Origin of the sequence: Natronorubrum texcoconense (assembly GCF_900100335.1) — an archaeon.
Lineage (GTDB): Archaea > Halobacteriota > Halobacteria > Halobacteriales > Natrialbaceae > Natronorubrum > Natronorubrum texcoconense.
In genome coordinates, this window is record NZ_FNFE01000002.1 from 12414 (window position 1) to 37053 (window position 24640).

Here is a 24640-nt window from a genome sequence, read left to right on the forward strand (position 1 = left end):
TCATTTCCAAAAGTTTAAAATTAGCGTATTATCAACATTATTCTCGACATGATGGGGTCAATACCAATCGTAGTTATTCCAGTCGTAATGGGACTGTGGGTGCTCGCAACTATCGGAACAACGGTGGAAACGTGGAGCGACAATTCACCGCTATCCGACCGGTTAGGGCTCCTTACGTTCCTCATACCCAACTGGAACTTCTTCGCGCCGCATCCAGGACAGTACGATTACCACCTCCTGTATCGGGACAAACTCTCTGACGGAGAGGTCACGGCTTGGACCGAGACGACCGAACTCACGGATACGCCACAACGGTTGAAATGGCTCTGGAATCCGAACCTCTATCCGTCTAAGGGGCTGTTCGATGCGGGTCAAGAACTGACGAAGCGACTCGCGACCCCTGAGGAACCGATCGACATTGACGACGAACCCGAGGAGTCGGAGGGTGGAAACCTCCAACCGATCGAGTCGGACGATCATCTCCTAACGATCCAGTACATGATGATACTCAACTACGTCTCGAAGATGGACCATCGCGACGATGCGGAAAAAACGCAGTTTATGCTGATGCGTAGCAGCCTCCGCCAAGACGACGCCACGCCGATGTTCGTTTCTAACTTCCACAAGCTATGATCGGGATAGAGCTCACTACATTTATGACAGTACCGGAGATCGATCTCGAAACAGCAGTTCGTCTTATTACGGTTTTGACTGGACTACACTTGCTGTACAGTAGCGCCGAACTCTACAGTGTTCGCCGACAGTACGGCGTCGGCGGCTTCATGAGTTGGAAGGTCGTCTCCGTCTACGTCGGTAACATACGTGGAATATCGCTGTTATCGCCGCTTCTCGGCCGCTTTCCGACGCTGATACTCGTCCGGTTCTGCCTCGGCGGAGCGTTGATAGGGATCGGAGCGTTGGGATCGATGCTACCTCTTTACCAAGTCGTTCTCCCCGTAGCCGTCTTCGTCGCGCTCGTACTCGACGTTCTCGTGATCGTTCGCCACCCCGCGGGACTCAGCGGTGCGTTCGATATGTCGCTGGTTACCCACGCTGGATTATTCGTCGCGACGGCCATGCCGAACAACCGAACAATCCAACTTGCCGGAATACTCTTTATCGCCACGCAGGGGATTCTGGGGTACTTTTTGGCCGGTGTCGCAAAGGCCATCGGTAAGGAGTGGCGAACGGGCGAGGCTCTCGAGATGGTGCTCTCGACGAAGACGTGGGGTGACGACCGCCTTTACGAGCTGATTCAGAGCCATGCTTGGTTGAAACGGATCGTAGGGGGCAAAATCGTCCTCTTTGAAGTTCTGTTCCCGGTAGTGTTGTTCGTCGACCCGCAGATCGTGGTCGCCATCTTCGCAATCGGTATCATCTTCCACGTCGTCAACGCAGTCGTCATGGGGATCAACAGTTTCGTCATCATGTTTCCAGCAACCTATCCGGCTATCTACTACGCGAATCAGCTGATTCCGTGGACGATCGTCTAACGGATTCACCGGCTCACACGGAACTCGACCGTAGATACGGGTTTCGGTAGGAACCAGTCACGATCAGACTCGGTATGGCCGATCTCGGGTCCGGGTGTTCACACGTCGGAAAAATCGTCGTGCCCATCAATGGAAACGCCATCGGCAGTGATCGTCCCGATGAAAACGCCGTCTCCCGATTGAGTGTCCCTGCTGACACCGGACTGAACCGCTTTCGCCGCGAGACGAACTGCTGTGTCGACCGAGAGGTCGTCCTCGTAACGGTCTTCTAACACGCCATAAGCGAGTTGCATCCCGGAGCCGGTCGCCACGAAATCTTCACCGATAACGCCACCTGCAGTATCGACCGCGACGACGGAGATACCGTTCTCGTCGACGCCGCCGATCAGCGGAGAGATGTTCTGTATCTCGTGTTCTCGGACTAGATTCCCCGCGAGTGTCGCAAGCGATTCGATCGACAGCGGGTCCCCGTGTCGAATTTCATAGGAATCAGCCTCCTCGCGGAGCTGGCGTGCGAACGCGCGAGCGGGACCAATGTGTCCGACGAGAGTCATTGCCGCCGTCGGGTGGACCTTCGTTATTTTACGGAGGTTGCGATTTTCGACAAACGTTCCACCGTTGACCGTCGCCCGGGCATCGGTTGCGAGTACGACACCGTTGCGTGCAGTTAGTCCGACCGACGTCGTGCCCGTTTTCATCGCACCGGAGCCGCCGACGGCGTCCGTCAGCTCTCGTTCGTCCTGCTGTACGTCTGCCGCTCTCCCACCACGGTTTAGGTGCATTTTCGTCTAGTTAGAACAATAACAATAAAAATTTTCCGACCGGAAGTTTCGAACCGTCGGCCGCGACGGTCTCCGAGGCACTGGCCGTAGCGTTCGAAAAGGGATTTGTCCCCGTCTGGGCGTTCACTCGGCCACACAACCCAATAAGTCGTCCGGATGGGGAAGATATATATTAATGCAGAAAGTACATGTATCATATGAGCAACGCTGAAACTACGAGTGATTACGACTGGGCAACTGGAATGCGGTTTGCCGCGTTCTTTTTGGCGTCGCTAGTTCTTGTTTATGACGTACTAATCGGGATCTTACTCCTTGCACTCGTACTCATTCTCATCTCGGCGGTCGAACGCCGCTCAGACCAGTCGTGATATCGGGACGATGAGCCGTCGACTTCCGACTTCGTTCGAGGAAGTTGCTGGTCGATCTGTGAACGAACTTATCAGCGGCGGGTTGCTGGTGTTGTGTGCCTTCGTGGCCGTCACCGCTCTCAACGGCGTTTTCGAACCCAACAACGAACTGGTTGACCTCGCTCGAATTTGTGCGTACCTACTAGCCGCACTGGTAATGATCTTCGTGACCCCGCTTACCGGCGTCTTCGCACTCGTTGTATTCGAGTTGGCGTTTTCGTCGCCGCTTGACACCGGTGAGACCGCTTTCGCTATCGTCGTTTTCTGTCTCGTCTGGCTGCTCGTTTTCGGTGGCCGCGCGGAACGGGACCAGTCTGCCGAACGTTCCGGTCGATAGCGAAACCTTGACCCGTCTGACTTCTTCCCTCTCTAGTAGCCACTGATAGACAACCGGCGCACGCGGATCGGTCCGGCCGGTACGTTCGACGGACACCGGTTGAAGACCGTTGCAGTTATCCTGTGAGGACGACTGTCCGCCGTCGTCCACTCATAGGGATTCTCGTAGCCAACCGGAGATTCCGAGGCCTGGCCTTCGGCGGTGTCGCTCAGTTCTTCGTCGGAAAACTATGAACACTTACGATAATCCCTATCAGTAGTGACCGAGAACGCCGAGTTTTCGTGCCCGGCGTTGGCATAACTCGAAAATGCCGTATCCGACCACCAGATAACCGACACCGACGGCGACGAGGACGGTGACATCCGTCAGCGAGAACTCCCAGAGTCGTGTTCCGTTCCGCATCGCCGTCTGAATCATTTCGCTCCCCTTGGCGAGCGGGAGGAACTCCAACAACATGATCTCGAAAGCCGGTGCGCTGATAAGGCCGATAAACCCGAATTGAAGAAGCATCACCCAACTCTGGATGTTCTTGTAAAGAACAGTGAATCCGCCGACGGCGAACCCGATACCGAACACCGACGCAATGGTAAACACGAGTATCGGGATGATCGTCACGAGGTCGATACTGAGGGTCGTTCTCGTCGTCACTAGCATGATCAAGAGGATCAAAAACGCCGTGAGAAACGCGATTATCAGTTTCGCGATCGATTTGACGAGCATGATGACGCCGAACCCAAACGGCGTGAGTGCGAGACGTTCTAGGGTTCCCCAACTCGCTTCCATCCCGATTTCGTTCGCGATATTCGAGTAGGCGGTCAGAGACATGATCCACAGGAAATACCCGACGATAATCGCCTCTAAGGACTCGGAGAACCCGTCGCCGACGATCATCTGCCCACCGAGAACGATGATGCCGAACATCACGAGAAAACCGACTAACTGACCGGCGACTTCGACAGGGTACCGAAGGAAAAGAGTCACTTCACGCATGAAGATTGCGCGCGTCAACGTGATTACGCCGCCCCGTTTGGTGTTTGCTGTCTGCTCCGACATGGTTCTATTCGACGATCTCCATGAATATCTCTTCCAGATCAGCGTTTCTCGTTTCCACCGAAAGAAGCTGAATGTCCGTCCCCTCGAGATACGCCGTCAGTTCGAAAAACGTGGAAGTATCGGCGGCGACGACAAACCTGGTTCGATCCTCGTATCTGGTGAGTTCCGTCACAGTAAACCTCTCTCGAAGGTCGGCGGCCAACGCTTCGGAGAGGCTTCTGACGCTGAAACGGTACTCCTGTGTTTGGAACATATCGAGGAGGTTTTGGACCGTATCGTCGGTAACGATAGCCCCGTCGTTCAGAATGATAACACGGTCGCAGATGGACTGAATCGTATCCATGTCGTGGCTGGTCAACAGGACGGTGAGTTCGCGCTCGTCGACCAGTTGCCGAAGCTGTCGACGAAGCGTGAGCGAACTCTCGATATCAAGTCCAAGCGTCGGTTCGTCGAGAAAAACAACGGAGATGTCGCGGGCGAGTGCGCTGGCGAGTGCGACTTTTTGTTTCATTCCGCGTGAAAGGTTTCGCACCTGTTCATCGCGCTTGTCCAACAAATCCAGTTTGCGGAGCAGTCGTTCGTGCTCCTGTTCGATCGCATCGGGGTGTTCTCCGCCGACGCTGGCAAAGAATCGGAGATTTTCGTCGACGGTCAGCCGCCAGTAGTCGTTTCTGGCCCCTTCCATCATCGCGTCGATATCCTCGTAGACGGCCGTCGGATTCTCCGAAATGTCGTGGCCGTTGATCCGCACTGATCCGGAATCGGGATAGATCAGACCGAGAATCGACTTAATAAGCGTCGTTTTTCCTGCGCCGTTCGGTCCGAGAATACCGACGACGGAACCCGAATCCACGGTGAAAGAAACGTCGTCGACGGCGGTGACGACGTCGGTTCCGTTCTCGAACGTTTTTGAAACTCCTTCGATGGCGACTGCAGGCGTATCCGCTTGGTCGTCGCTCGGTTTGGATTGGTCGCCTGCCGACTGTTCCCGATCGCCGCCGGCGTCACGATCAAACAGTTCATTCATATTTTGTTCAAGTTAGCAATTATGTCTTCGACACTTAAATTTCATTAATGAAACGAGCAGAGTTGATCCCGGTGGTCTTCCTGCATCAACGACTGCGGAGAGCCATTGAAAAGACGGTTCGTCTGTCGTGGTGTGGCCGGCTATATAGTAACAACTGAAACGATTCACACACTGATCCCACAGCCGCCATGCGATCAGGTGTGCAGTGACTTTCAATGGCTACTCTGGCTTTCACGGTGGGCCGTACGAGCTAAGAAACGCCTCCACCAATCCTCCTTTGCTACTATCATAATACGTCCTAAACCGACAGTTTAATTGGTTGTATACAGAGTCAGTATGAATGATGTCATATGACAACCCTGCGGAAAAAGTGTATACGAATCAAGCCGAACTCTTTGCACCCATTCTCGAGAACATGGAGGAGGCAGGGTCCAGACAGGTACGAAACGTTTTGCAGACGATCAGAGAGAAACGCGGAGGACGGCCCGACCGTGTTCTCGATATCGGGTGTGGAATCGGCCGACACGCCATAGGGTTCGCCGAGGAGGGATGTCGGGTGGACGGTATCGACATCTCGGAGGCGTTCGTCAAGCAAGCACGGGAGAAGGCCGAACAGCGAGGGGTAGCCGACCGTGCATCGTTCGAAGTGTTCGATATGCGTGATCTCGACGAGTGGGACGAGAACTACGATCTGGTTACAAACCTATTTGATTCGTTTTGTTATTATGGGAAAGAAACCGACCGGGCCGTCCTCTCGAAAATCAACGACCTGCTCGAGGACGACGGCTACCTGTTCATGCAGTTAGGGAACAAGGAGGCGACGATCCGAAACTTCGAGGAGTCGACCGTCAAGGTGGTCAACGGGAACTTACACGTACAGCAAATGGAGTTCGACGTGAAAACGAGCCGCCTCAGCAGCACCATCGATGTCTTTTCTATTATCGACGACGGATACGAACACGAAGACACGATGGAATTCGAGCGACGGCTGTACGCACCCGCAGAATTTCGAGACATGCTCGAGACGGCCGGGTTCGACGAGATTACGATGATCGGCGAAGGGGCTAACCCCGGTCCGGAGTTGACCTTCGACTCGCCACGACTCGTCGTCTTGGCGACGTGATCCGGAGTAGCGCAGACAACAGCACTCACCGCCAATCAGTACTTGATCGTACAGTTGTTGCTGCAGTGGTCGGGGCCACGACAGTCGGTCGATGCTGCAAAATGAAGACGATTCGACGATCGATCGCTTAGTCGTCGGTTCGCGCCTCGAGCAACTCGTCGATGGATGCGTCTGCCGTAACGTCGCGTTCGGCCATGTCTCGAATAGCCAGCGACTGCTGTGCTCCGTTTGCCACCTCCTTGGTAGCAAGGTATCCGGTCGCAAACGCGCCGGCACCGTATCCCAGACAGACCGGGGGACAGAGCATCGGATTCTCGTCGTGAATCGCTTTGCCTGCTTCAGTCTTCGCGGCCACTTTCTCCTGTGCGGCCGCTTCGACATCATTGAGCTGGTGGCTCGTTCCGTTATCGGTCTCATCTCCGCTCCGAGGGGTGAGTTTACTACTACGTGACATCTGCGTATGATTTTACCAATGTATATTATATAAAATTACCGGCAACTAAGGAAATTCAGCGAAATACTATGGCTACTCACCTTGTTGATTAATGTTCGCCAGTGTCGTCGGAGAACGCAGTTGCAATCCTGACTCACCATCCGCCGGTGGCATCCATCGAATCCATTCGCGACCAGAGCGTCTGAACGCCGGACCGACCGAACAGCGACGCCACGGCCGTGAGATACTGCACTTTCGTCGCGTCGGGATAGTGGTACGCGTACTTTCCGTAGTGGTAGATCATACGCGGTGACCACCGTCTGTCGAGAAGCTCCAATTTGGCCAACAGGAAGTGCTTTCGCGACTGACCGTACTGTTCTATCGTGTCCGGCAGATGGTCATATACCTCGGCGTAGTGTTCGAACAGCGCGATTCGTCCCTCGATCGAATCTTCGGTGAGGCTCAAGCCGTGGTAGCCCTGCATCTCGACCAGTTTCTCTCCCACCGTCGAAAACCCGGTAACTGCGGCGAGTTCGATCACCACGGCGATATCGTCGTGCGGGAGCTCGCGCATGGGCGGAATCGCCTCGAGCGTGTCCCGTTCGATGAGCATTCCCGACAGCGAGAACGGTGCGACGAGGTTCATGAGCGTGAACTCAAGGACCGCTTCCGGATCGACTACCTCGTCGGAAGCAAAGAAGGGGTAGATCTGTTGTGGTGTAAGTAGACCGTCCATGATACAACACGCGACTCCGACATCGTCTTCGAGCGCCTCGACGAGTCGCGACAGTCCGCCGTTGACGACGACGTTGTCGTCGTCCAGAAAGTAGAGGTAGTCGCCGTCGGATATCGACGCACCGATATCGCGTGCGATTGCGACCTGCTCGAGTGCGTTATCGACGCTGAATGAGCGGATCGGGACATAGCGGACCCCGTATTCTTCTGCGACCGGTCGAGCCGTTTCGCGACCCGACATGTCGATGACGTAGATGTCGGCATCTACGTTCGGTTGATGGATGACACTCTCAATCGCACGCTGCAGTTGGTCGTTCCTGAAATAAGTGGTTATAACGACGCTTACCGTGCTCATGATTCGATCGAAATTGAGTCGTGATTGATTGATTTCGGTGTTCGTCCTCGGCTCATTGAAACTCCGTGGGCCAGTTTTCCACTCCGGCCACATGATTTTATCGAGTATCCTGGCTGTTCTCTATACGGATTGGCCTAATATAATATACAGCTAGCCAAACATAGCAGTGATTCTGTCAGCGAAGAACCTGCTGGCGTCTGCTGTAGGCGACCGAAATCGTCTCGAATCGACCTCTCGCGGCCGGTGCCGTCGCGCACGCGACCGACAGCGAAAGTGATCGTCCTGTTACGACGGCCGATGGCTACAGCTCGTAGGCCATCATCACCTCATCGACGCACTCCCCGTCGATTTCGTAATGGTCCCGCCGAATCGCCTCGGTGTCCCAGCCGTGGACGGTGAGGAACTCGAGCGCGCGCTCGTTGGTGATCGGCACGCTGTTGTACACCTTCCGGAAGCCGTTGGCTTCGGCCCACTCGACGCCGCGAGCGAGCAGTTTGGTACCGATGCCGTGCCCTCGGTACTCCTCGCGGACGCCGACCGTCTGTTGGGCCGTGCCCTGGGCGTGCTCGATCTGGGGCAGATCGAGGTGCGTCCAGCCGACGACGTCGCCGTCGACCGTCGCGACGAAGAACATCCGAGAGCTGACGCTGTTGTGACGGCTGACGGCGTCCTCGTAGAGCAGTTCCTCGGCGATGGTCTCCGCGACGACGTACGTCTCCGCGGCGGTCACGTCCCGAATCGTGTCGATGAGCCCGTCGAAATCGGCCTGCCTGCCGGGGCGGACGAGGAACGTGAGATCGTCGGTCTCGTACTCCGTGACCGCGCCGAACTCGAGGGCGATCTCGAGCGTTCCCTCCTCCTCTTGGAGATAGCCGTCCGATTTCAGCCCCTCGAGGTGTTCCCGGAACTCCTCGGAGGGGAGCGACACGACGTCCAGTAACTTGTGTCGCTTGACGGTCCCGTTTCGTTCGACGTACTCGTAGAGCCGTTTGCGTGCGTCCGAGGAAAACGCCGGTCGCTCCATCGCTCCCATAGGGTCGGTACGACGACCTCGGATTTAGAGCTTGGGTGGTATTGACACGCTATCGGCAGGTCGTCGACTCGACGGAACCGGTTACGTATCTCGTCGCTACCCCGACGATCGATCCACTGTGCGGACAGTCACTCGAGCGAATCGATCGAACGGCTTTTGCGATGCCGGGCGGTAGGAGCGAGCGATGGACGTACTGATCGTCGGCGCGGGCGCGATGGGGACGTGGTTCGGCCGCGCCACGGACGCCACCGTGACGTTCGCCGACGTGGACGCCGACGCCGCGGCCGGCGCGGCCGAACGGGTGGGGGCTGACGCCGAGACGACGGCGCTCGAGGGAACGGACAGTTACGACGTCGTCTGTCTCGCGGTGCCGATGACCCACGTCGCCGACGCGGTCGCCGATCACGCACACCGGGCGGAGCGGGCGATCGTCGACGTCTCGGGCGTGATGGGACCGCCGCTCGAGGCGATGGCCGAACACGCACCGGGCCTCGAGCGAGCGAGCCTCCACCCGCTGTTTGCGCCCGAACGGGCTCCCGGGTCGATCGCGGTCGTTCGCGACGAGTCCGGGCCGACGGTCGAGGCGCTCCTCGAGACCTTCGACGCGGGCGGCAACGATCTCATCGAGACGACGACGACGGAACACGACGACGCGATGGAGACGGTTCAGGCGACGACCCACGCCGCCGTCCTCTCCTTCGCTCTCGCCGCCGACTCGGTGCCGGACGGGTTCGAGACGCCGATATACGAGGGGCTTCGAACCCTGACCGAGCAGTTCACCGAGGGAACCCCGCGGGTCTACGCGGATATCCAGCAGACGTTCGACGGCGCCGACGCCGTCGCCGACGCGGCCGCAACCGTCGCCGACGCCGACGCCGAGGAACTCGAGTCGCTGTACCGCGAGGCCGCCAGCCAGTGGCAGCCCGACCCGCCCGCCGACGAGGCGGCAGCTCGGAGCGAGACGACCGACGACGCGACCAACGAGACACCCAAATGACCGACCAACGCGAGGCCGTCCGCTCGAACGCCAAGTATCTACGCAACGTCAGACCGATCGATCCCGAAGAAATCTGTGACTACATCGACGGGAGTCCCCACCCGGCCGTCGTTCGCCAACTCCTCCGAGAGGAGGCCCCAGACCTCGGACTGCTCGAGCGCGACGACGGCACCTTCGTTCCCGTCGACGACGAGCCGGTTCGACCGAATCGAGGTCCAGTCGAGCGGTTTCCCGCCGCCTACGAACGCCGGCTCGAGGACTTCCTGGTCGATCGCTACGGCGTCGACTGGCACGAGGACGCCACCGGCGACCTCCTGCGATCGACGGTTCGACGGTTCAAAGCCCGCTACCTCGAGCGCCAGCACGTCGAGTACGACGACGACGTCGCGGCGGGCTACGCGATCTACCACCTGCCGGGCTACTACGCCGCGGTGCAGTACGCGCTCGACGACCTCGCCGAAAGCGGGCTGCTGGGTCGGAATCTCCGCGTGCTCGACATCGGCGCGGGCGTCGGCGGTCCCGCACTGGGACTCTGTGACTACCTCCCCGACGACGCTCTGGTCGACTACCACGCCATCGAACCCAGCGCAGCCGCGGACGTCCTCGAGGAACTGCTCGAGGAGACCGGGCGGAACGTCCACCCGACGATTCACCGAACGACGGTCGAGGCGTTCGATCCGAACGTCATCGCGAACGGCGCCGACGGCGAAACCGGCGGTGCCGACCACGGCCTGGACGATAACGCGAGCAGTGGCGACGGAACCGCCAGCGGCTTCGATCCGACGGCGCCCGACGACGGGTTCGACCTCGTGATCGCCGCGAATGTGCTGAGCGAGCTCGAAGACCCCGTCGCCGTCGCGCGCTCCGCACTCGAGTTGCTCGCCCCCGACGGAACGCTGCTCGCGATGTCCCCCGCGGACAAGAACACGAGCATCCAGTTGCGCGAGATCGAACGAGAACTCGAGGACGAACGCCTGTGGACGCCCGAAGAGATGGGGGTCGGCGAGCGCGAGTCCGATGGGGATGTCGACGACGGCGACGGTGATGGCGACAACGTCGACGACGCCGGCCGACACGGACGGGTCACCGTCTACGGACCCACCGTTCGGCTCTGGTCGGGCGCGCGGCCGACGGACCGCGGCTGGTCGTTCGACGCCAGACCCGATCTCGAGGTCCCCTCCTTCCAGCGAAAGTTCGACGAGGCGACGCCCGAACACGACGAGGAACACGCACCCGGCGAGTTCGTCAACGTCGACGTCCAGTTCTCCTACTCGCTGTTGCGCCTCGATGGCCAACGGCGGCTGAACGTCTCGCTCGAGGCCAGCGACTGGGCGCGCATGACCGACATGGATCGCCACGTGACGAACCGGATCGATCTCGTCGCGGCGAAACTCAGTCGGTCGCTGAGCGGCGGCAGTGACGGCGACGACGGATACGGTAACGATTCGGGCCGTTCGAATCCGCTGTTCAAGATCAGCGACGGGAGCGAATCGATCGACCACTACGCCGTCCTCACCGGTGAAACCTCGCTCAATCGGCCATTACTCGAGGCCGACTACGGCGAGATCTGCTCGTTCGAACAGATCCTCGCGCTCTGGAACGACGACGAAGGGGCGTACAACCTGGTCGTCGACGAGGAGACGATCGTAGATCGCATCGGCTGAGGTCGGTTCACACCGCTTTTTCGTCCACGAATCACCTCGACTCGACGAGTAGTACGCTCCCGATCCGCCGAAGCGGTGGGCTTTTCGCGCCGGCCTCCGACCCGACAGCTATGAGCGATCCCCTCGAGATCCTGTTGACTAACGACGACGGGATCCAGAGTACCGGTATCAGGGCGCTACACGACGCCCTCGCCGAACACGCCAACGTGACCGTCGTCGCTCCGGCGACCGACCAGAGCGCTTGCGGCCGCTCGATGTCACACGAAGTCGACGTCGAAGAGCGCGACCTCGGGTACGCCGTCTACGGCACCCCCGCCGACTGCGTCGTCGCCGGGCTAGCCGAACTCGGCCCCGACCCCGACATCGTCGTCGCGGGCTGTAACAAGGGCGCGAACCTGGGCGAGTACGTCCTCGGCCGATCGGGGACGATCAGTGCCGCGGTCGAAGCTGCGTTCTTCGACGTCCCCGCCATCGCGACCTCGATGTACGTCCCGGTCTCGGACACGCCGCTGTCCGAGATCGACCTCGGTCCCGAGGAGTACGCCGAAGCGACCCGCGTGACGTCCTATCTGGTCGACAACGCGCTCGAGGCCGGCGTCTTCGACCACGCCGCCTACCTCAACGTGAACGTCCCGGTCGCCGACGGCGATCCCGTACCGATCGAGATCACCAAGCCCTCGAAACGCTACGAGATGGACGCCGAACGCGACGGGACGCGCGTCCACATGCGAGACCGCATCTGGGAGCGGATGGATCCCGACACGCTTCCCGATCCCGACGGAACGGACCGACGAGCCGTCGTCGAGGGACGAATCAGCGTCTCACCGCTCACCGCGCCCCACTCGACGAACCACCACGAGGCGCTCAGCGCGCTCGCTGAGGCCTATCTCGAGACTGGAAACCTACCGGAGTAATAATCTATTGGATCATCGTCACAACCGGGACTGATACTCCAGCGGCGAGAATGCACTGGCTACCGAACTGATTTGTATCGGGATGGTGAATCGTCTCCTATGACGAGCGTCGAGATCGAATACTGCGTCCCCTGTGGTTTCCTCGGGCGGGCCGAGAACCTCCAGCATGCGCTTCTGTCGACTTTCGGCGAGCAACTCGAGGCGGTGACGCTTGCGACGGGCGCGAACGGGGTCTTCGCGGTCCGTGTCAACGACGAACTCGTTTTCGAGAAGCACGAGGAGACGTACGACGTCGACGAGATCGTTCGTCGGGTGCGTGATCGGCTATGAGCACTGTGACCACGCACCAAGCATGTCGAGTCGTTGAAGTGATAACCGACTTGCGGGTCGCAAGGCCGTCGCTATTCGGTTACGGCGGTATTACGATAGTCATACCGTAACGAGCAGCGACAGGGATAGGTAACAAATGAAACAACAGTACACAAACGATGCGCGTTGGAACGGCGTTCGGTTCCGAAACGGGTGATCGACAATGGTATTCAATGCACTCTGGACCCGCCTCTCGTCGCTCTGGTCGAGCGATTCGACCGACGAGACGGCGGACGGCGACGCGAGGACAGACGAATCGGACGAGACGGACGACGAAACACTGAGTTACGCCGAGGAGATCGAGTACGGCGTCGACGAACGCGATCTCCCCGACGAGGACAAGATTCTCAGACTGCTCGTCAAACGCGGCGGTCGCGTCGATCGATCGACGGTCCGCAACGAGACCGGCTGGACGGACGACCACCTCGAGGAAGTCATCAGCAGCATGGAAGACGACGGCCAGGTCAGTGCGATCACCGTCGGTCGCAAGCGCGTTATCTGTCGGCGAGGATTCGAACCGAAAGGCTATCGCTCGCATCTCAACGAGTAGCGGCTACCGGCGATGGAGTCGCGTTCGGTGTTTCGATGGGACGGCGACTGACTATCGGGTATGTCTGGTGTTGAGCGATTCTGTTTCCGATTCCGTTCTCGTTCCGACCACGGGGTTTGCTGGATTAGGCAGTGTTCGGTGTCGAGGGTCGTTGCTCGAGCGCGAACGAACCGGAACAGGTCCGAAAACCGAGAGACGGATCGGCTCGAGGTCGACTGGCGCGACGATACCACCGATACGGGAACGCGTCTGTGGCGTATTCAGGCCGAATTCATTTCCATCGAACTGACCTACGTAGAGGTATGTTAGAACTCGCACTGTTGTTCTTCGTGATCGCGATCATCGCCGGCGCGCTCGGCGCGGGCGGCGTCGCAGGCATGTCCATGTCCATCGCAAAGTGGCTCGTACTGATCTTCCTCGTGCTCGCGATCATCTCGCTGCTACTGTGAGCGAGACGCGGGGAGCAGCCGGATTCCCACCGCGGGCGTCCTCGTAGCGCTCCTCCTCGCAACGACGTCGCTCCGTAGGGACACGCCGAGCAGCGGCAGCTCGTCGCAACGGACACTCGAGACGGATACCAGCAGGTGCCCCGAGAGAGTTCTGCTGTTAGGGCATCTGCTGATTACCGAGACGTCTGCTGGTTACCGAGGCGTCTATCGATGACCGGGACGCGTACCGACGGTCTCAGTGTGATCCGACCGACGATGACGTCCCGCAGTTACGCGGCGAGACCCACGGCCGGCGGTCGGTGTTCTCGTCGGACGTCGAATCCGAACTCACGGTCGCGAGATGAGGCGATTCCGGCGTTACCTGTGGGCGCAGGTCGACGACTGTTCTACTAGCAGGTCATCCCGACAGAGGACGCCGTCGACGAACAGCCGGCCGTCGCTCGTCAGCGTTACCTCGTGGTCGGCGATGTCGAACCGAAACGTCCACGTGCCGGTGTCGTGGCTGGCTAACTCCGTGAGGACCATCGGATTGATGTACTCGTAGAGGGTGTACTCGACCTCCTCTAGCTCGAGTCGGTCGGCTTCGGCCAACGCCTCGACGACGTCGACGATAATCGCATCCGGCTGTGAGTCCGTCGGTCTGTCTCGCTTCGGATCGTAGTTGGTCATCGGTTGGTCTGGATCTGCGTTCGCGTCGCGTTCGTCGGGCCGGCCACGCCCGGTCTTCTCCCCGCACCATCCCGCGCTTGCGTCGGCCGACTCTCGTATCGGTTTCGACCGAGACCCCGCCTCGAGTGCACCCCTCCGAGTCCGAACGAATCGGCGGCGGTCTCGATCCGCGGTTCTTGCCACCGCCGTCCCCGTCGTGTGCCGGTGTAATACGTTGCACTCCTCGAATCCCGGTTCACTGCCCGCACACGACCCCCAAACTGGTCGGTCATCGCTACGGATGGGGCGTCGAGGGGACCGTTATTAAATAGGATGTCACTAAATCTAACAGAAACGGATCGTTCGCTCGAGTACGGCGATATTGACCGATCCAGTGGCTCGAAACATTATATCAGGGCGCGTATCGTGACCCCGCTGACGAACGTCGTGTACTGCAATACGTATTCGAACGGATACTGAAACGACGGACTGGTTTTCGACGGAACCAGTATTCCACCGATCGTTGATTGTAACTCGAACGTGACGGACTTGGCATACTGACAAGTATACTACTTGATTCGGTGTCTTCGAACTTCCCGTGGTGGTATCGAACATGCCGGATTAGACAACAGTCCTGGTAAGAATTTCTCTTTTTCACCTGACGGTTTTTCGAGTAGAAAGTTTCATTCCAGCTATTCGCCTCTTCACATCGTGGGGATGGCACACAAAGACGACGTCACGCGGGTTCTCGCCGCGTGTGAGGACTGTGGTTCGGTTTACGCCGCACGAGAGTGGCCCGATGGGACCATTCGACTCATCGGACAGCAAGACTGTTCGTGTGGCGCGAGTACGTTCGTAGCGGTCGACGACGGAGGAGGAACGGACTCCGGAGCGAGTGCGGAGTAGCGTCTGCTGGTGTATCGATCTCGAGACCGGTTCGCCATTCGGTCGTCTCCTGAGCGACAGCGCCGCGACCGGTTGGGCTACTGCACATCGATACCGCGATACCGAACTCGCAATCTGTGAATACTCGGGACAGCCGAAGGACCGAAGATTTAGTGGTCCAGTTCCAACGTGCACCTCACATGCGTCTCAACACCGACTCGAGGTGGGCCCGATGATTCTCGACGATTCCGAGCGCCCCGCCGCGGAGTACGAGGCCTTAGCCGACGCGCTCGAGGACCTACGCGAGGAAGTGGCCGACGAACCGATCAAGGAGTCGCGACTCGAGGGGCTGTTCGACGAGGCGACGACGACCAATCCGAACATCTGGAACACGGTGACGGCGTTCATCGACGTCGAAGACGGCGAGGCAATCGTCACCGAAACCTCGAAACTCGCACAGGGAAGCTGGGCGCCCGAGATCGTCGACGACTGTGATGCGATGCTGACCGTCGATATCAACTACGGGCAGATGCCCGACGAGTTCAAATACACCGTGCTGAAGAAGTTGGAGGAGAAGATCGAGGAGGCTCGAGAACGGGCAACCGTCGCTCGGGACACGGATACGAGCGACGAGTAGGCTCGTCAATTATCCGGTTCGGACTCGAGCGGGAGCCACCAGAGGTGCCATCGATCCTCGACGCGATGGTGTTTCAGTATCCCGACTTCGACCATTGTGGAGAGTTGTTCGAACATTTCGTCGACCGAAACGTCGTGCTCGTCGGCCAGATACTGCGTGTTCACGACGGGTACCGGCGCGGTGCGGACCGATTCGACGACCGCTTCGGAAGATATCCGACCGCCGTCGGTGGACTTCCGGTCGGGGCCCGTCTCCGAGTGAGGGAGTCTGTCGGATGGCACAGCGTTCGTACTCGCCGCATCGTGTTGAATCCCACGTGGCGACACTGACGTTGCTCGCGGGGACGCGTGATTCGGTCGCGTCAGGTGTCGTCTTCCTCGATGTCCACACCTTGTGGTGTAGAACCCTGATTATAGCGGAAAAATTGGAGTGGACTCGCCGGGATTTGAACCCGGGGCCTCTCCCATGCCAAGGGAGTGATCTACCTCTGATCTACGAGCCCTCGTTCGCATTCCATCTTTTCCCACGGGAATAGATAAACCCCTCGAAACGCTCGAGCCACCCCTGACGGTAACACGCACAGTCCTCACGAACCCACATTCCAGTAGTTATAAGTTAATATCCAGACAAGACCAGTATGGAAGCTACGACTCCGATCCGCCGCAGGGGGCCTGCGCCGAAATGCCCCGGGTGTACCAGCACCCGAGACGTGGCTTCCAAGCGCTAGCTCGAAGCCATGATTACGTTCCGACCACGTCGATATAAACGTCCCGCAAGCCAGTCGCATCGCCTTCGGAGTACACCGCTCACAGCCAACGCTGGGACCCAGCATGAGTGAGGAAGAGCCTCACCCGTCAGTGTTGGGTCGGTGTCCCACCTTCGACGGTCAACTCGCGTGGGTCATCACGATGGGCCCGCACACCCACAACGCACAGCCCTGTGGCTGTCGGCTCAGCGCCCGTCAGATCAAGGCGTTGCTGTAGCCGCACGCGAGGCAGACCACCATTTTTCACATCAAACCCACGATTCTCGACTCGAGTCCAGTCTAGAAACCCTTTAGTCCGTCCGAGCGAAAGCGCTGGTGGGAAGCGCACGGCCGCAAATCTGACTGTGCCGTCCACTCTTTCGGACGGCTTGGGATTGCGGAAGTGCAACGGTAGTCGGATGGCCGACTATCGCACAATCGAGCGGTCAGTGCGGTTCCTATCCTCACCAATGGCACGAATGCATACCCGCCGCCGAGGCTCGTCCGGTTCGGACAAGCCAGCGGCAGACGAACCGCCGGAGTGGAGCGACGTCGACGCGGACAAGATCGAAGACCGCGTCGTCGAACTGGCAGAGCAGGGCTACGATCCCAGCCAGATCGGGATGAAGCTGCGTGACGAGGGTGTCACGGGCACGCCCATCCCGGACGTCAAGCTGGCGACCGGGAAGAAGCTCACCGCGATTCTCGAGGAGAACGACGCCAAGTCGGACCTCCCCGAGGACCTCGAGAACCTGATGGAACGCGCGATTCGACTGCGCGAGCACATCCAGGAGAACCAGCAGGACTACCAGAACAAACGCGCGCTGCAGAACACGGAGTCGAAGGTCCGCCGTCTCGTCACCTACTACCGAGGCAACGAGCTCGAGCCGGACTTCACGTACTCCTACGAGGTCGCGAAGGACCTCCTCGACGAGTAACCGCACCTCACTAATGTCCACAGAGGGTCGTTCCGCCGAGCCGTCGTCCGCCCCCGCCGCGAGCGTTCTCGAGAGTGCGGGCTTCGTCCACATCGTGGCACGAGCCGACGGCGACGCGCTCGCGGCGAGCGGCCTCCTCGCGAGGGCGCTTCGCGAACGCGACACGCCGTATCAGGTCAGCGTCGGACGGACCGTCGCGGACCGAACGGCACGCGTTCGCGATCGAGAGCCGGCGGCCGACGACGCCACGATCGGCGTCGGAGCCGTCGACGCGGATATCACGAGCCTCGAGACGGCCGATCGACCGGCCACGCTCGCGGCGCTCGACCTCGTCCGCGACCTCGACGCGACGCCGGATCCCGTACTCGCGCTCGCCGGCCTCGTCGCCGCCGACGTAGAACCGGGAGCCGGCGAGAGCGAGTGGCTCCTCGAGTCCGCCCGCGAACGCGGGCTCGTCGACCGTCGCCCCGGACTCGCGGTTCCGACTGCGGATCCGGTGGACGGACTCGCCCACTCGACGCGGCTACACGCGCCGTGGTCGGGCGACCCGGATGCGACGCGCGACGCGCTCGCGGGACTCGATATCGACCTCGAGGCTCCCGAGACGTACGACGGCGACGACCACCGGGCGATCGGCTCGGCCGTCGCACTCGACGTGATCGGCGACGACGACGCAGCCCCGGTCGCCGCGGAGACGATCCAGCGCGCGCTCCGGCCGTACGCGACGCCCGACCACGGGTTCGCGACGGTCGGCGGCTACGCGGACGTCCTCGAGGCGACGGCGCGAACGGAGCCAGGAACGGGCGCGGCGCTCGCGATGGGCCACGACGCCCACGAGCCGGCGCTCGCAGCCTGGCGAGCCGACGGCCGAGACGCCCACGCGGCGCTCGAGGGCGCGTCGACCGGCCGCTACGACGGGCTGTTCGTCCTCGGAATCGACGACGGGCCGGTCGACGCGGTCGCTCGAATGGCCGTCGCGTTCCGGTCGCCGGAGCCGTCGGTTCTCGCCGTCGGAAACGGCGAGGCCGCGGTCGCGACCCGGGGCGACGAGCGCCTCGGTGCGACCGTCGAGGCCGTCGCCCGCGAGTTCGAAGACGTCGGAATTCCCGACGTCGCCTACGACGGCGGCCGACGGCGCGGCTATCTCAGATACGACGCCGACGTGGACGAGTCGACGATCATCGCGACAGTGAGGGAGGTACTGTGAGCCGACGCGCGACTATCCGAACGAGCCACGACGACCCGGAACTCGTCGCACGGGCCCTGCGCCCGGATAACACCGACGAGATGGCGACCGAAGTCGAAGACGGCGCCGTCGTCACGCGAATCGAACGCGAGACGACCGGCGGACTCCACTCGAACGTCGACGACTACGTAGTCAACCTCGAGGTCGCAATCGACGTCGCTCGGACGGGACAGCACGGAGCCGAACAGCGCGACCGACCACAGGACACGGGGACCGTGTCCGACGCAGACAGCAACACCACACACGATACATCATGAGTGAACGATCAGTTTCACGAGCGAAACAGGAAAAGCGGTGGTACACCATCCTGGCACCGGAGCAGTTCGACCGGCAGGAACTCGGCGAGACCCCCGCTGACGAACCGGAGAAAGTATACGGCCGAACCATCGTCACGACGCTCGGCGAGTTGACGAACAACGCCAGCGAGAACAACACGAAGCTGACCTTCAAGGTCACCGACGTCGGCAGCGACTCGGCGTACACGGAGTTCGTCGAACACTCGCTGACGCGGGATTACCTGCGCTCGCTGGTTCGCCGCGGCGCCTCGAAGGTCGAGGCCTACGTCACCGTCCTCACGACGGACGACTACCGCGTCCAGATCCAGCCCGTCGCCTTCACGACCAAGAAGGCCGACGCGAGCCAGGAGAAGGCCATCCGCGAACAGATGGTCGCGATGATCGAAGAGGCCGCCGCCGAGCGCGACTTCGAGGAACTCGTCGACAGCGTCGTCGAGGGTCGCCTCTCCTCGGCGATCTACGGCGAAGCCAAGACGATCTACCCGCTGCGCCGCGTCGAGATCCAGAAGACGACCCTCGAGGCCCGTCCCGAGGAAGTCGCCGAAGAGGAAGCGACCGCGGTCGACGTCGACGAAGAAGACGTCGCAGCCGAGTAATCGGATCGAGACCCGATCCGCGATCGAGGAAGGCAGTCCACGTTTTTTGCGGAGCGATCGACGCGTACTCGAGCCGCCGCGCTCGGGTTGTTCGCGGCGGGGACCGCCCGCAGCGACGCGGAGGGAGCGGTGGTCGGCTCGTCGATCGGGGCTATGGGCCTCCGCCCGAGCGAGTGTCCGTCTATCGCCGCTGTTCTCGCTTTTAACACGGATCCGCCCGTACCGCCATCTATGACACCAACTCACTCGAGCGACGATCGGCGGGACTCGACCGTCCGATTCGAGTACGATCCCGCGACGATTCGGTTCGGTACCGGTTGCGTCGCGGAACTCGAGACCGAACTCGAGACGCAGGGACTCGAGCGCGCCCTGCTCGTCTGTGGCTCGACGGTCGGGAGCACGCCCGACGTGATCGATCCCGTCGAGGAGGGACTCGGCGACCGGCTCGCCCACATCTTCGACGAGACGACGCCGAAAAAGCGTCTGCAGACGGCCCTCGAGGGTCGCGACCGACTCGAGGATTACGACGCCGACGTCCTCGTGAGCCTCGGCGGCGGCAGCAGCCTCGACGTCGCGAAAGCTATCAGCGTCCTCGCGGCGACCGACCTCGGTCCGGCGGCCGCCGGCCGGGAGCTCGCCGAAACCGGTACGCTTCCGACCCCGGACGACGGGCTGATTCCGATCGTCGCAATTCCAACGACACTCGCCGGGGCCGACCTCTCGATGGCCGGGGGGCTTACCGCCTCGCCCGACTCGGGACCGGTCGACGAGGAGATCAGCGGCGGACTCTCGGCGCCGGGGCTGATGCCCGCCGCGGCGGTCTACGATCCGGAGCTGGTCGCGACCACTCCCGACTCAATCCTCGCGGGCTCCGCGATGAACGGGTTCGACAAGGGGATCGAGGCCATCTATTCGGCCGACGCGACGCCGGTGACCGACGCGACGGCCAGACACGGCCTCGAGAAACTCGAGGACGGCCTCCGCGCGTTCGGCGACGGCGACCGCGAAATCGACACGTTCGAGACGATCCTCGAGGGGATCGTGTTGGTCCAGTACGGCATCTCCCGACCCAGCGGGTCGCTACTCTCGATCGTCCACGCCTTCGGTCACGGGCTGACCCACACCTACGACGTCCAGCAGGGGGCCGCCCACGCCGTCGTCGTCCCGTACGTCCTCGAGTACCTCTTCGAGCAGGAGGGAGTCGACACGCGAGAGGGGATGCTCGCGAACGCGCTGGGCGTTGACAACGCCGCGGATCACGGCGCTGCGGTCGTCGAAGCGGTCACCGAGATTCGAGACGGACTCGACCTCCCCGCGCGGCTTCGCGACGTCGACGGCCCCGAACCCGACGAGTTCACCGCGGTCGCCGAGTACGTGCTTGCCGACCGGCTGATGGCGAACGTACCGCCGGGACTGGACCCCTCCGTCGAGGATATCGAGGGGATTCTCGAAGAGGCGTGGTAGGCGTACGGAGGGCGCGTGGAAGGCGGTAGGCGCTTGGCGGAGGTTTACCGGTGTTTCGCCGATCACCGAGTAGGCGTCGATTCCACTGCCTGCGGCGGGCTGGCGCCTCGGCGTGGTGGTTGGAGTCCGTCCTCAATCGGGGAGAGCAGCCACGCGAGATAAATCGCGAGAATCGTGCCGATCGCCGCCAGAACGAACAACACCGTCGGAACGGCGAGGTCGACGCCCTCGAGGAGCGAGAGTCCGAGGCCGCCGCTGAGAAGTGAGCCCATTGCGAAGTTCCGCACCCTCTCGGGGATGAGAGCACAGAGCCGTTGGCGCCAGTACGCCGCGTAACAAAAGCCACAGAGAGTCCCGAAGAGCACAGCACTGGGGCTCTCGAACGGATCTGGGAGCCCCGTCTCGCCCGTGACGACGAAGAGGAAAATTGGGAGTCCGATCACGAGCCCGGCGAGTTCGCCGCGGCGACCGTCCGGGGTCGTCCACCCATCGTCGTCGCGGAACCACTCGAGAAAGGAGACGGCCATTGCTATCGGGTTGGACGTGTTGATCAATAATTATGTCGGTGGGATCGACTGTGACCTGTGGCTCAACGGCTCGGTCTACTACTTGCCGGCTTCCTCGACGTACGACGGCCGCTCGGCGTACGCGATCGGATCCCGAACGCCGACGTTCTGGAACGCCTGTAGCCGGAACGCACACGAGTCGCAGGTCCCACAGGCTGGTTCGTTCTCGCGGTAACAGCTCCAGGTGTGTTCGTAGGGGACCTCGAGAGCAACCCCTCGCTCGGCGATCTCCGTCTTCGAGTCCTCGACGAACGGGGCCTCGATCGAGATCTCGGTCTCCGGTTTCGTCCCGACGTCGACGACCTGCTCGAACGCGTCGAAGAACTCGGGCCGGCAGTCCGGATAGCCCGCGAAATCCTCGCTGTGGGCGCCGATGAAGACGGCCTCGCAGTCGTTGGCCTCGGCGTAGGAGACGGCCATCGAGAGCAGGTTCGCGTTCCTGAAGGGAACGTACGAGGAAGGGATCTCGTCGCTGTCCATATCCGCGTCTTCGACGGCCAGCTCGTCGTCGGTGAGACTCGAGGCCCCGATCTCGGCGAGGTGGCCGGTCTCGATCCGCAGGAAGTCGGTAGCGTCGAGCTCGTCGGCGAGTCGGCGGGCACACTCGAGTTCCCGGTCCTCCGTTCGCTGGCCGTAGGAGGTGTGCAGCGCGTAGATCTCGTAGCCGCGGTCGCGAGCCTCATAGGCGGCGGTAGCGCTGTCCATGCCCCCCGAAAGGAGGACGACGGCGCGTTTCGAAGTCGATTCGCCAGTCGTGGGAGCGTCGGTGGTATCAGTCATTGCAAATCACGTCTCGGGGGCGTCGTTCCAGAGGTCGACGTGGAGTCGCGGCGTGTACCGGAAGCCGTGGTCCATCGCCAACTGGGCGACTCGAGCGCGGGTCTCCTCGAGTCGCTCCCGCGTCGCGCCTTCGGGCATCAGGAGGACGTCGTCGTCCCGGATCGGGACGGACGCCGCGTCTCGGAGGTCGGCGAGCAACTCGAGAATCTCGGGCATGTCCTCCTCGTCGGTGACGACGAACTTCAGTTGGAACTCGTAGCTCTCGACGAGGTCGGTGAGCGCCTCGAGATCGATCCGGTCGTTCTCGTGGCGCTCCGCCCACTCCCCTTCGCCCTGATTCGCGGCTCCCGTCGGTCGCCGCTCATCGCTCCGAGATTCCTCCGGAATCTCGCTCCTTGGATCGCGTTCGGGTGTCGGCGTACTGCTCTCGAGTTTCGGGCTGATCGACGCGAGATCGATCGGCGCGTCGCGGGAGATCGTCCCGTTGGTCTCGACGGTGGTGTGATAGCCGCGCTCGTCGAGCGCCTCGAGCAGGTCGACACAGCCCTCGTGGATCATGGGCTCGCCGCCCGTGAGGACGACGTGCTCGGCCTGTTCGTACGACTCGATCTCCTCGAGGATCGCCTCGAGATCCAGCCAGGCGTGGGTCGGCTCCCAGGAGGTGTGATAGGAGTCGCAGAACCAACAGCGGAGGTTACAGCCGCTCGTGCGGACGAACACCGACGGAACGCCGGCGAGCGTTCCCTCCCCTTGCAGGGAGTAGAACAGTTCGTTGATCGGGAGCTCGTCCGTCGACTCGCGGCCGCCCGCGTCGCCGTCGGTCGCGCTCGCTCGCGTCACCTCCCGATCGACCGAGTTCGAGACCGGCATCTCAGAACCGGCTCCCGCCGCAGAGTTCGCTCGTTTCGTTGACCTGAACGCCGATTTCGGTGACGTTCTCGGGCAGCGCGGCCTCGAGCTTTCGCTCCAGGATGACGCTCATCACCTCCGCCGTCGGCGGATGCTCGAGGACGATCACGCCGTCGTCGTCGCCGGCCGCCTCGAAGGCCTCCACGAGGGGGTCGCCCGCCTCGAGGAGGAACATGTGATCCCACTCGTCGATGACGTCGGTAATATCGCCTTTGTCGGCGACCCACCCCTCTTCGGTCAGTTCGCCGACGACGGTGACGGCGACCTCGTAGTTGTGACCGTGGGGTCGCGAGCACTTCCCGTCGTGGTGGAGAATCCGGTGCCCGGTGCTGATTCTGATCGGTCGATCCCGGCCGACGTGGAGAACGCGCTCGGTCCCGATAATCGCATCCTCGCCGCCGTCGGCACCGATTTCGTCCCGTCGATCGGACGTCGTTGCTCGTCCAGTCATATCATGGTATTCTCACAAGAGCACTTAACTGTGGTCCACTCGGTGCGTTGCCACACGAATGTGGACGGACAGGGCCGCAGGTACACGACTACGCACGGAAGGCTCGAGCGACGTACCGCACTCGCTAGCGAGCGAAATCTGAACGGCTCAAAAAGTACGAGGTCTCTGCGAGACCGCGGTCGGAACCGGCGAGCGTGGCGAAGCTACCCGGTCTCGACTCCGCCCGCACCACCTTCCACCGGGTAGTGACTACCTGCAGTCGTTCGCGAGCGACGCCTTCAGTCCTTGAGCTGATCCTGCAGCCTGTTTTTGGCTTCAGTTCGTCGTTTCCGAGAAAACTGCGGGCGCTCGTCGGAGAAGTCGACTTCGATTTCGTCGAGCGTCCGCCGATAGATGTTCGTCCGCCGGCCCTCTTCGGAGAGCTGTCGGCCCTCGCAGGTCAACAGTCCGGCGTCGACGAGTTCTTCGATGCGACGATAACACGTCGCGATCGGAATCTCGATATCGTTACTCAGTGCCTGTGCCGATTTCGGTGTGCCTGCAGCACAGAGAATCTCTGCGCTGTATTTGTTCCCGAGCGCTGAAAGAACCGTGGTCGAGTCCGCCTCGGGTCGTTCCCTCCGACTATGAGACATCGTTCACTGTGTACTGAATTATCAAGATTTAATCTTGTGGTTGTTTCGGGACCGGTTTTATAAGCTCGAGCGACGATCGTCGAACAGTATAGACGGCTGACACTGTGGCGTCGAGTACCAGCG

The 24640-nt window shown here is 61.1% G+C and carries 31 protein-coding genes and 1 tRNA gene; 17 read left to right on the forward strand and 15 right to left on the reverse strand.

The genetic code is table 11. The features are described 5' to 3' along the window. Positions 1-87 precede the first annotated feature (87 nt). Complete coding sequence (locus BLT08_RS06295) at positions 88-633, forward strand: hypothetical protein (RefSeq protein ID WP_090303991.1); 546 nt, start codon at positions 88-90, stop codon at positions 631-633. Beyond that, positions 630-1493, forward strand: coding sequence for a hypothetical protein (locus BLT08_RS06300; protein WP_090303993.1), 864 nt, complete (start codon positions 630-632; stop codon positions 1491-1493). Before BLT08_RS06295 ends, BLT08_RS06300 begins: the two co-directional genes overlap by 4 nt. 98 nt (positions 1494-1591) lie before the next feature. Here the strand turns inward: BLT08_RS06300 and BLT08_RS06305 are convergent, their stop codons facing one another. After that, positions 1592-2275 (reverse strand): hypothetical protein, encoded by a 684-nt coding sequence (locus BLT08_RS06305; RefSeq protein ID WP_090303996.1) that lies wholly within the window; start codon positions 2273-2275, stop codon positions 1592-1594. A gap of 197 nt (positions 2276-2472) precedes the next feature. Here BLT08_RS06305 and BLT08_RS22890 point away from each other — a divergent pair, with 197 nt between their 5' ends. Beyond that, on the forward strand, positions 2473-2643 hold the full coding sequence (locus BLT08_RS22890; RefSeq protein WP_175529247.1) for a hypothetical protein: 171 nt from the start codon (positions 2473-2475) through the stop codon (positions 2641-2643). Positions 2644-2824: 181 nt separating this feature from the next. On the opposite strand, the gene BLT08_RS22515 is transcribed toward BLT08_RS22890, so the two are convergent. The 3 genes from BLT08_RS22515 to BLT08_RS06320 form a co-directional block, all read right to left on the reverse strand. Next, entirely contained in the window at positions 2825-3169 is a 345-nt protein-coding gene (locus BLT08_RS22515; protein ID WP_139171284.1) for a hypothetical protein, read from the reverse strand. A 102-nt stretch (positions 3170-3271) separates the two neighbouring features. Further along, the gene (locus BLT08_RS06315; RefSeq protein WP_090304001.1) at positions 3272-4072 is read right to left on the reverse strand and encodes an ABC transporter permease; all 801 of its coding nucleotides are present in this window, start codon (positions 4070-4072) and stop codon (positions 3272-3274) included. A gap of 4 nt (positions 4073-4076) precedes the next feature. Further along, positions 4077-5099, reverse strand: a complete 1023-nt coding sequence (locus tag BLT08_RS06320; protein ID WP_090304003.1) for an ABC transporter ATP-binding protein — start codon at positions 5097-5099, stop codon at positions 4077-4079. Positions 5100-5469: 370 nt separating this feature from the next. Between BLT08_RS06320 and BLT08_RS06325 the strand changes: the two genes are divergently transcribed. Next, on the forward strand, positions 5470-6222 hold the full coding sequence (locus BLT08_RS06325) for an SAM-dependent methyltransferase (protein ID WP_175529248.1): 753 nt from the start codon (positions 5470-5472) through the stop codon (positions 6220-6222). 127 nt (positions 6223-6349) lie between these two features. Here the strand turns inward: BLT08_RS06325 and BLT08_RS06330 are convergent, their stop codons facing one another. The 3 genes from BLT08_RS06330 to BLT08_RS06340 form a co-directional block, all read right to left on the reverse strand. Then, complete coding sequence (locus BLT08_RS06330) at positions 6350-6676, reverse strand: hypothetical protein (RefSeq protein WP_139171285.1); 327 nt, start codon at positions 6674-6676, stop codon at positions 6350-6352. A 133-nt stretch (positions 6677-6809) separates the two neighbouring features. Beyond that, positions 6810-7838 (reverse strand): glycosyltransferase, encoded by a 1029-nt coding sequence (locus tag BLT08_RS06335; RefSeq protein ID WP_090304012.1) that lies wholly within the window; start codon positions 7836-7838, stop codon positions 6810-6812. 208 nt (positions 7839-8046) lie between these two features. Continuing rightward, positions 8047-8778: a GNAT family N-acetyltransferase gene (locus BLT08_RS06340; RefSeq protein WP_090304014.1), complete on the reverse strand. Its 732-nt coding sequence runs from the start codon at positions 8776-8778 to the stop codon at positions 8047-8049. Positions 8779-8962: 184 nt separating this feature from the next. Here BLT08_RS06340 and BLT08_RS06345 point away from each other — a divergent pair, with 184 nt between their 5' ends. The 6 genes from BLT08_RS06345 to BLT08_RS06370 all read left to right on the forward strand — a co-directional run bounded on the left by BLT08_RS06345 (position 8963) and on the right by BLT08_RS06370 (position 13721). Further along, positions 8963-9775 (forward strand): prephenate dehydrogenase/arogenate dehydrogenase family protein, encoded by an 813-nt coding sequence (locus BLT08_RS06345; RefSeq protein WP_090304017.1) that lies wholly within the window; start codon positions 8963-8965, stop codon positions 9773-9775. Next, entirely contained in the window at positions 9772-11439 is a 1668-nt protein-coding gene (locus BLT08_RS06350) for a small ribosomal subunit Rsm22 family protein (protein ID WP_090304020.1), read from the forward strand. Before BLT08_RS06345 ends, BLT08_RS06350 begins: the two co-directional genes overlap by 4 nt. A 110-nt stretch (positions 11440-11549) precedes the next feature. Beyond that, the gene (gene surE, locus BLT08_RS06355) at positions 11550-12353 is read left to right on the forward strand and encodes a 5'/3'-nucleotidase SurE (protein ID WP_090304023.1); all 804 of its coding nucleotides are present in this window, start codon (positions 11550-11552) and stop codon (positions 12351-12353) included. A 99-nt stretch (positions 12354-12452) separates the two neighbouring features. Further along, positions 12453-12683: an Rdx family protein gene (locus tag BLT08_RS06360; RefSeq protein ID WP_090304025.1), complete on the forward strand. Its 231-nt coding sequence runs from the start codon at positions 12453-12455 to the stop codon at positions 12681-12683. Between the two features lie 202 nt (positions 12684-12885). Beyond that, positions 12886-13272 carry a helix-turn-helix transcriptional regulator gene (locus BLT08_RS06365; RefSeq protein ID WP_090304028.1) on the forward strand — a complete coding sequence of 129 codons (387 nt, stop codon included), beginning with the start codon at positions 12886-12888 and terminating at the stop codon, positions 13270-13272. Between the two features lie 302 nt (positions 13273-13574). Further along, the gene (locus BLT08_RS06370; protein ID WP_090304030.1) at positions 13575-13721 is read left to right on the forward strand and encodes a DUF1328 family protein; all 147 of its coding nucleotides are present in this window, start codon (positions 13575-13577) and stop codon (positions 13719-13721) included. 357 nt (positions 13722-14078) lie between these two features. Here the strand turns inward: BLT08_RS06370 and BLT08_RS22895 are convergent, their stop codons facing one another. Next, positions 14079-14390: a HalOD1 output domain-containing protein gene (locus tag BLT08_RS22895; RefSeq protein WP_175529250.1), complete on the reverse strand. Its 312-nt coding sequence runs from the start codon at positions 14388-14390 to the stop codon at positions 14079-14081. Between the two features lie 1096 nt (positions 14391-15486). On the opposite strand from BLT08_RS22895, the gene BLT08_RS06385 reads away from it, so the two are divergent. Next, on the forward strand, positions 15487-15891 hold the full coding sequence (locus tag BLT08_RS06385) for a hypothetical protein (RefSeq protein ID WP_090304036.1): 405 nt from the start codon (positions 15487-15489) through the stop codon (positions 15889-15891). A 5-nt stretch (positions 15892-15896) separates the two neighbouring features. Here BLT08_RS06385 and BLT08_RS06390 read toward each other — a convergent pair whose 3' ends face one another. Continuing rightward, entirely contained in the window at positions 15897-16172 is a 276-nt protein-coding gene (locus BLT08_RS06390; protein WP_090304039.1) for a hypothetical protein, read from the reverse strand. 149 nt (positions 16173-16321) lie between these two features. Beyond that, a tRNA-Ala gene (locus BLT08_RS06395) sits at positions 16322-16393 on the reverse strand. 328 nt (positions 16394-16721) lie between these two features. Between BLT08_RS06395 and BLT08_RS22900 the strand changes: the two genes are divergently transcribed. From BLT08_RS22900 to BLT08_RS06420, 6 genes are all read left to right on the forward strand, one after another. Beyond that, complete coding sequence (locus BLT08_RS22900) at positions 16722-16874, forward strand: hypothetical protein (protein WP_175529251.1); 153 nt, start codon at positions 16722-16724, stop codon at positions 16872-16874. Positions 16875-17106: 232 nt separating this feature from the next. Continuing rightward, on the forward strand, positions 17107-17574 hold the full coding sequence (locus BLT08_RS06400) for a 30S ribosomal protein S15 (RefSeq protein WP_090304042.1): 468 nt from the start codon (positions 17107-17109) through the stop codon (positions 17572-17574). A gap of 13 nt (positions 17575-17587) precedes the next feature. Then, on the forward strand, positions 17588-18781 hold the full coding sequence (locus BLT08_RS06405) for an exonuclease (protein WP_090304044.1): 1194 nt from the start codon (positions 17588-17590) through the stop codon (positions 18779-18781). Next, complete coding sequence (locus tag BLT08_RS06410) at positions 18778-19077, forward strand: KEOPS complex subunit Pcc1 (protein WP_090304047.1); 300 nt, start codon at positions 18778-18780, stop codon at positions 19075-19077. The genes BLT08_RS06405 and BLT08_RS06410 overlap by 4 nt, the downstream gene beginning before the upstream one ends. Next, complete coding sequence (locus BLT08_RS06415; protein ID WP_090304050.1) at positions 19074-19712, forward strand: 30S ribosomal protein S3ae; 639 nt, start codon at positions 19074-19076, stop codon at positions 19710-19712. The genes BLT08_RS06410 and BLT08_RS06415 overlap by 4 nt, the downstream gene beginning before the upstream one ends. Before the next feature lie 231 nt (positions 19713-19943). Further along, positions 19944-21176, forward strand: coding sequence for an iron-containing alcohol dehydrogenase family protein (locus tag BLT08_RS06420; RefSeq protein WP_090304052.1), 1233 nt, complete (start codon positions 19944-19946; stop codon positions 21174-21176). Between the two features lie 62 nt (positions 21177-21238). Here the strand turns inward: BLT08_RS06420 and BLT08_RS06425 are convergent, their stop codons facing one another. The 5 genes from BLT08_RS06425 to BLT08_RS06445 form a co-directional block, all read right to left on the reverse strand. Beyond that, a complete protein-coding gene (locus BLT08_RS06425; RefSeq protein ID WP_090304054.1) occupies positions 21239-21703 on the reverse strand; it encodes a hypothetical protein in 465 nt (154 codons plus the stop codon). Positions 21704-21781: 78 nt separating this feature from the next. Then, positions 21782-22522, reverse strand: a complete 741-nt coding sequence (gene queC, locus BLT08_RS06430; RefSeq protein ID WP_090304057.1) for a 7-cyano-7-deazaguanine synthase QueC — start codon at positions 22520-22522, stop codon at positions 21782-21784. 6 nt (positions 22523-22528) lie between these two features. Next, positions 22529-23392: a 7-carboxy-7-deazaguanine synthase QueE gene (locus BLT08_RS06435; protein WP_090304061.1), complete on the reverse strand. Its 864-nt coding sequence runs from the start codon at positions 23390-23392 to the stop codon at positions 22529-22531. A gap of 1 nt (position 23393) precedes the next feature. Beyond that, the gene (locus tag BLT08_RS06440) at positions 23394-23882 is read right to left on the reverse strand and encodes a 6-pyruvoyl trahydropterin synthase family protein (RefSeq protein ID WP_090304064.1); all 489 of its coding nucleotides are present in this window, start codon (positions 23880-23882) and stop codon (positions 23394-23396) included. Positions 23883-24160: 278 nt separating this feature from the next. After that, positions 24161-24517 carry a winged helix-turn-helix domain-containing protein gene (locus BLT08_RS06445; protein ID WP_090304066.1) on the reverse strand — a complete coding sequence of 119 codons (357 nt, stop codon included), beginning with the start codon at positions 24515-24517 and terminating at the stop codon, positions 24161-24163. Positions 24518-24640 lie beyond the last annotated feature (123 nt).

Excerpts from the sequence above, each read along its gene's own strand:
- BLT08_RS06370 (WP_090304030.1), top strand. The coding sequence starts at position 13,575 with ATGTTAGAACTCGCACTGTTGTTCTTCGTGATCGCGATCATCGCCGGC.
- BLT08_RS22900 (WP_175529251.1), top strand. The coding sequence starts at position 16,722 with ATGAGTGAGGAAGAGCCTCACCCGTCAGTGTTGGGTCGGTGTCCCACC.
- BLT08_RS06415 (WP_090304050.1), top strand. The coding sequence starts at position 19,074 with ATGAGTGAACGATCAGTTTCACGAGCGAAACAGGAAAAGCGGTGGTAC.
- BLT08_RS06335 (WP_090304012.1), bottom strand. The coding sequence starts at position 7,838 with ATGTGGCCGGAGTGGAAAACTGGCCCACGGAGTTTCAATGAGCCGAGG.
- BLT08_RS06305 (WP_090303996.1), bottom strand. The coding sequence starts at position 2,275 with ATGCACCTAAACCGTGGTGGGAGAGCGGCAGACGTACAGCAGGACGAA.
- BLT08_RS06330 (WP_139171285.1), bottom strand. The coding sequence starts at position 6,676 with ATGTCACGTAGTAGTAAACTCACCCCTCGGAGCGGAGATGAGACCGAT.
- BLT08_RS06440 (WP_090304064.1), bottom strand. The coding sequence starts at position 23,882 with ATGACTGGACGAGCAACGACGTCCGATCGACGGGACGAAATCGGTGCC.
- BLT08_RS06295 (WP_090303991.1), top strand. The coding sequence starts at position 88 with ATGGGACTGTGGGTGCTCGCAACTATCGGAACAACGGTGGAAACGTGG.
- BLT08_RS22895 (WP_175529250.1), bottom strand. The coding sequence starts at position 14,390 with ATGACCAACTACGATCCGAAGCGAGACAGACCGACGGACTCACAGCCG.
- BLT08_RS06315 (WP_090304001.1), bottom strand. The coding sequence starts at position 4,072 with ATGTCGGAGCAGACAGCAAACACCAAACGGGGCGGCGTAATCACGTTG.
- BLT08_RS06435 (WP_090304061.1), bottom strand. The coding sequence starts at position 23,392 with ATGCCGGTCTCGAACTCGGTCGATCGGGAGGTGACGCGAGCGAGCGCG.
- BLT08_RS06400 (WP_090304042.1), top strand. The coding sequence starts at position 17,107 with ATGGCACGAATGCATACCCGCCGCCGAGGCTCGTCCGGTTCGGACAAG.
- BLT08_RS06420 (WP_090304052.1), top strand. The coding sequence starts at position 19,944 with ATGACACCAACTCACTCGAGCGACGATCGGCGGGACTCGACCGTCCGA.
- BLT08_RS06360 (WP_090304025.1), top strand. The coding sequence starts at position 12,453 with ATGACGAGCGTCGAGATCGAATACTGCGTCCCCTGTGGTTTCCTCGGG.
- BLT08_RS06350 (WP_090304020.1), top strand. The coding sequence starts at position 9,772 with ATGACCGACCAACGCGAGGCCGTCCGCTCGAACGCCAAGTATCTACGC.
- surE (WP_090304023.1), top strand. The coding sequence starts at position 11,550 with ATGAGCGATCCCCTCGAGATCCTGTTGACTAACGACGACGGGATCCAG.
- BLT08_RS06340 (WP_090304014.1), bottom strand. The coding sequence starts at position 8,778 with ATGGGAGCGATGGAGCGACCGGCGTTTTCCTCGGACGCACGCAAACGG.
- BLT08_RS06365 (WP_090304028.1), top strand. The coding sequence starts at position 12,886 with ATGGTATTCAATGCACTCTGGACCCGCCTCTCGTCGCTCTGGTCGAGC.
- BLT08_RS06405 (WP_090304044.1), top strand. The coding sequence starts at position 17,588 with ATGTCCACAGAGGGTCGTTCCGCCGAGCCGTCGTCCGCCCCCGCCGCG.
- BLT08_RS06320 (WP_090304003.1), bottom strand. The coding sequence starts at position 5,099 with ATGAATGAACTGTTTGATCGTGACGCCGGCGGCGATCGGGAACAGTCG.
- BLT08_RS06425 (WP_090304054.1), bottom strand. The coding sequence starts at position 21,703 with ATGGCCGTCTCCTTTCTCGAGTGGTTCCGCGACGACGATGGGTGGACG.
- BLT08_RS22890 (WP_175529247.1), top strand. The coding sequence starts at position 2,473 with ATGAGCAACGCTGAAACTACGAGTGATTACGACTGGGCAACTGGAATG.
- BLT08_RS06345 (WP_090304017.1), top strand. The coding sequence starts at position 8,963 with ATGGACGTACTGATCGTCGGCGCGGGCGCGATGGGGACGTGGTTCGGC.
- queC (WP_090304057.1), bottom strand. The coding sequence starts at position 22,522 with ATGACTGATACCACCGACGCTCCCACGACTGGCGAATCGACTTCGAAA.
- BLT08_RS06385 (WP_090304036.1), top strand. The coding sequence starts at position 15,487 with ATGATTCTCGACGATTCCGAGCGCCCCGCCGCGGAGTACGAGGCCTTA.
- BLT08_RS06300 (WP_090303993.1), top strand. The coding sequence starts at position 630 with ATGATCGGGATAGAGCTCACTACATTTATGACAGTACCGGAGATCGAT.
- BLT08_RS06445 (WP_090304066.1), bottom strand. The coding sequence starts at position 24,517 with ATGTCTCATAGTCGGAGGGAACGACCCGAGGCGGACTCGACCACGGTT.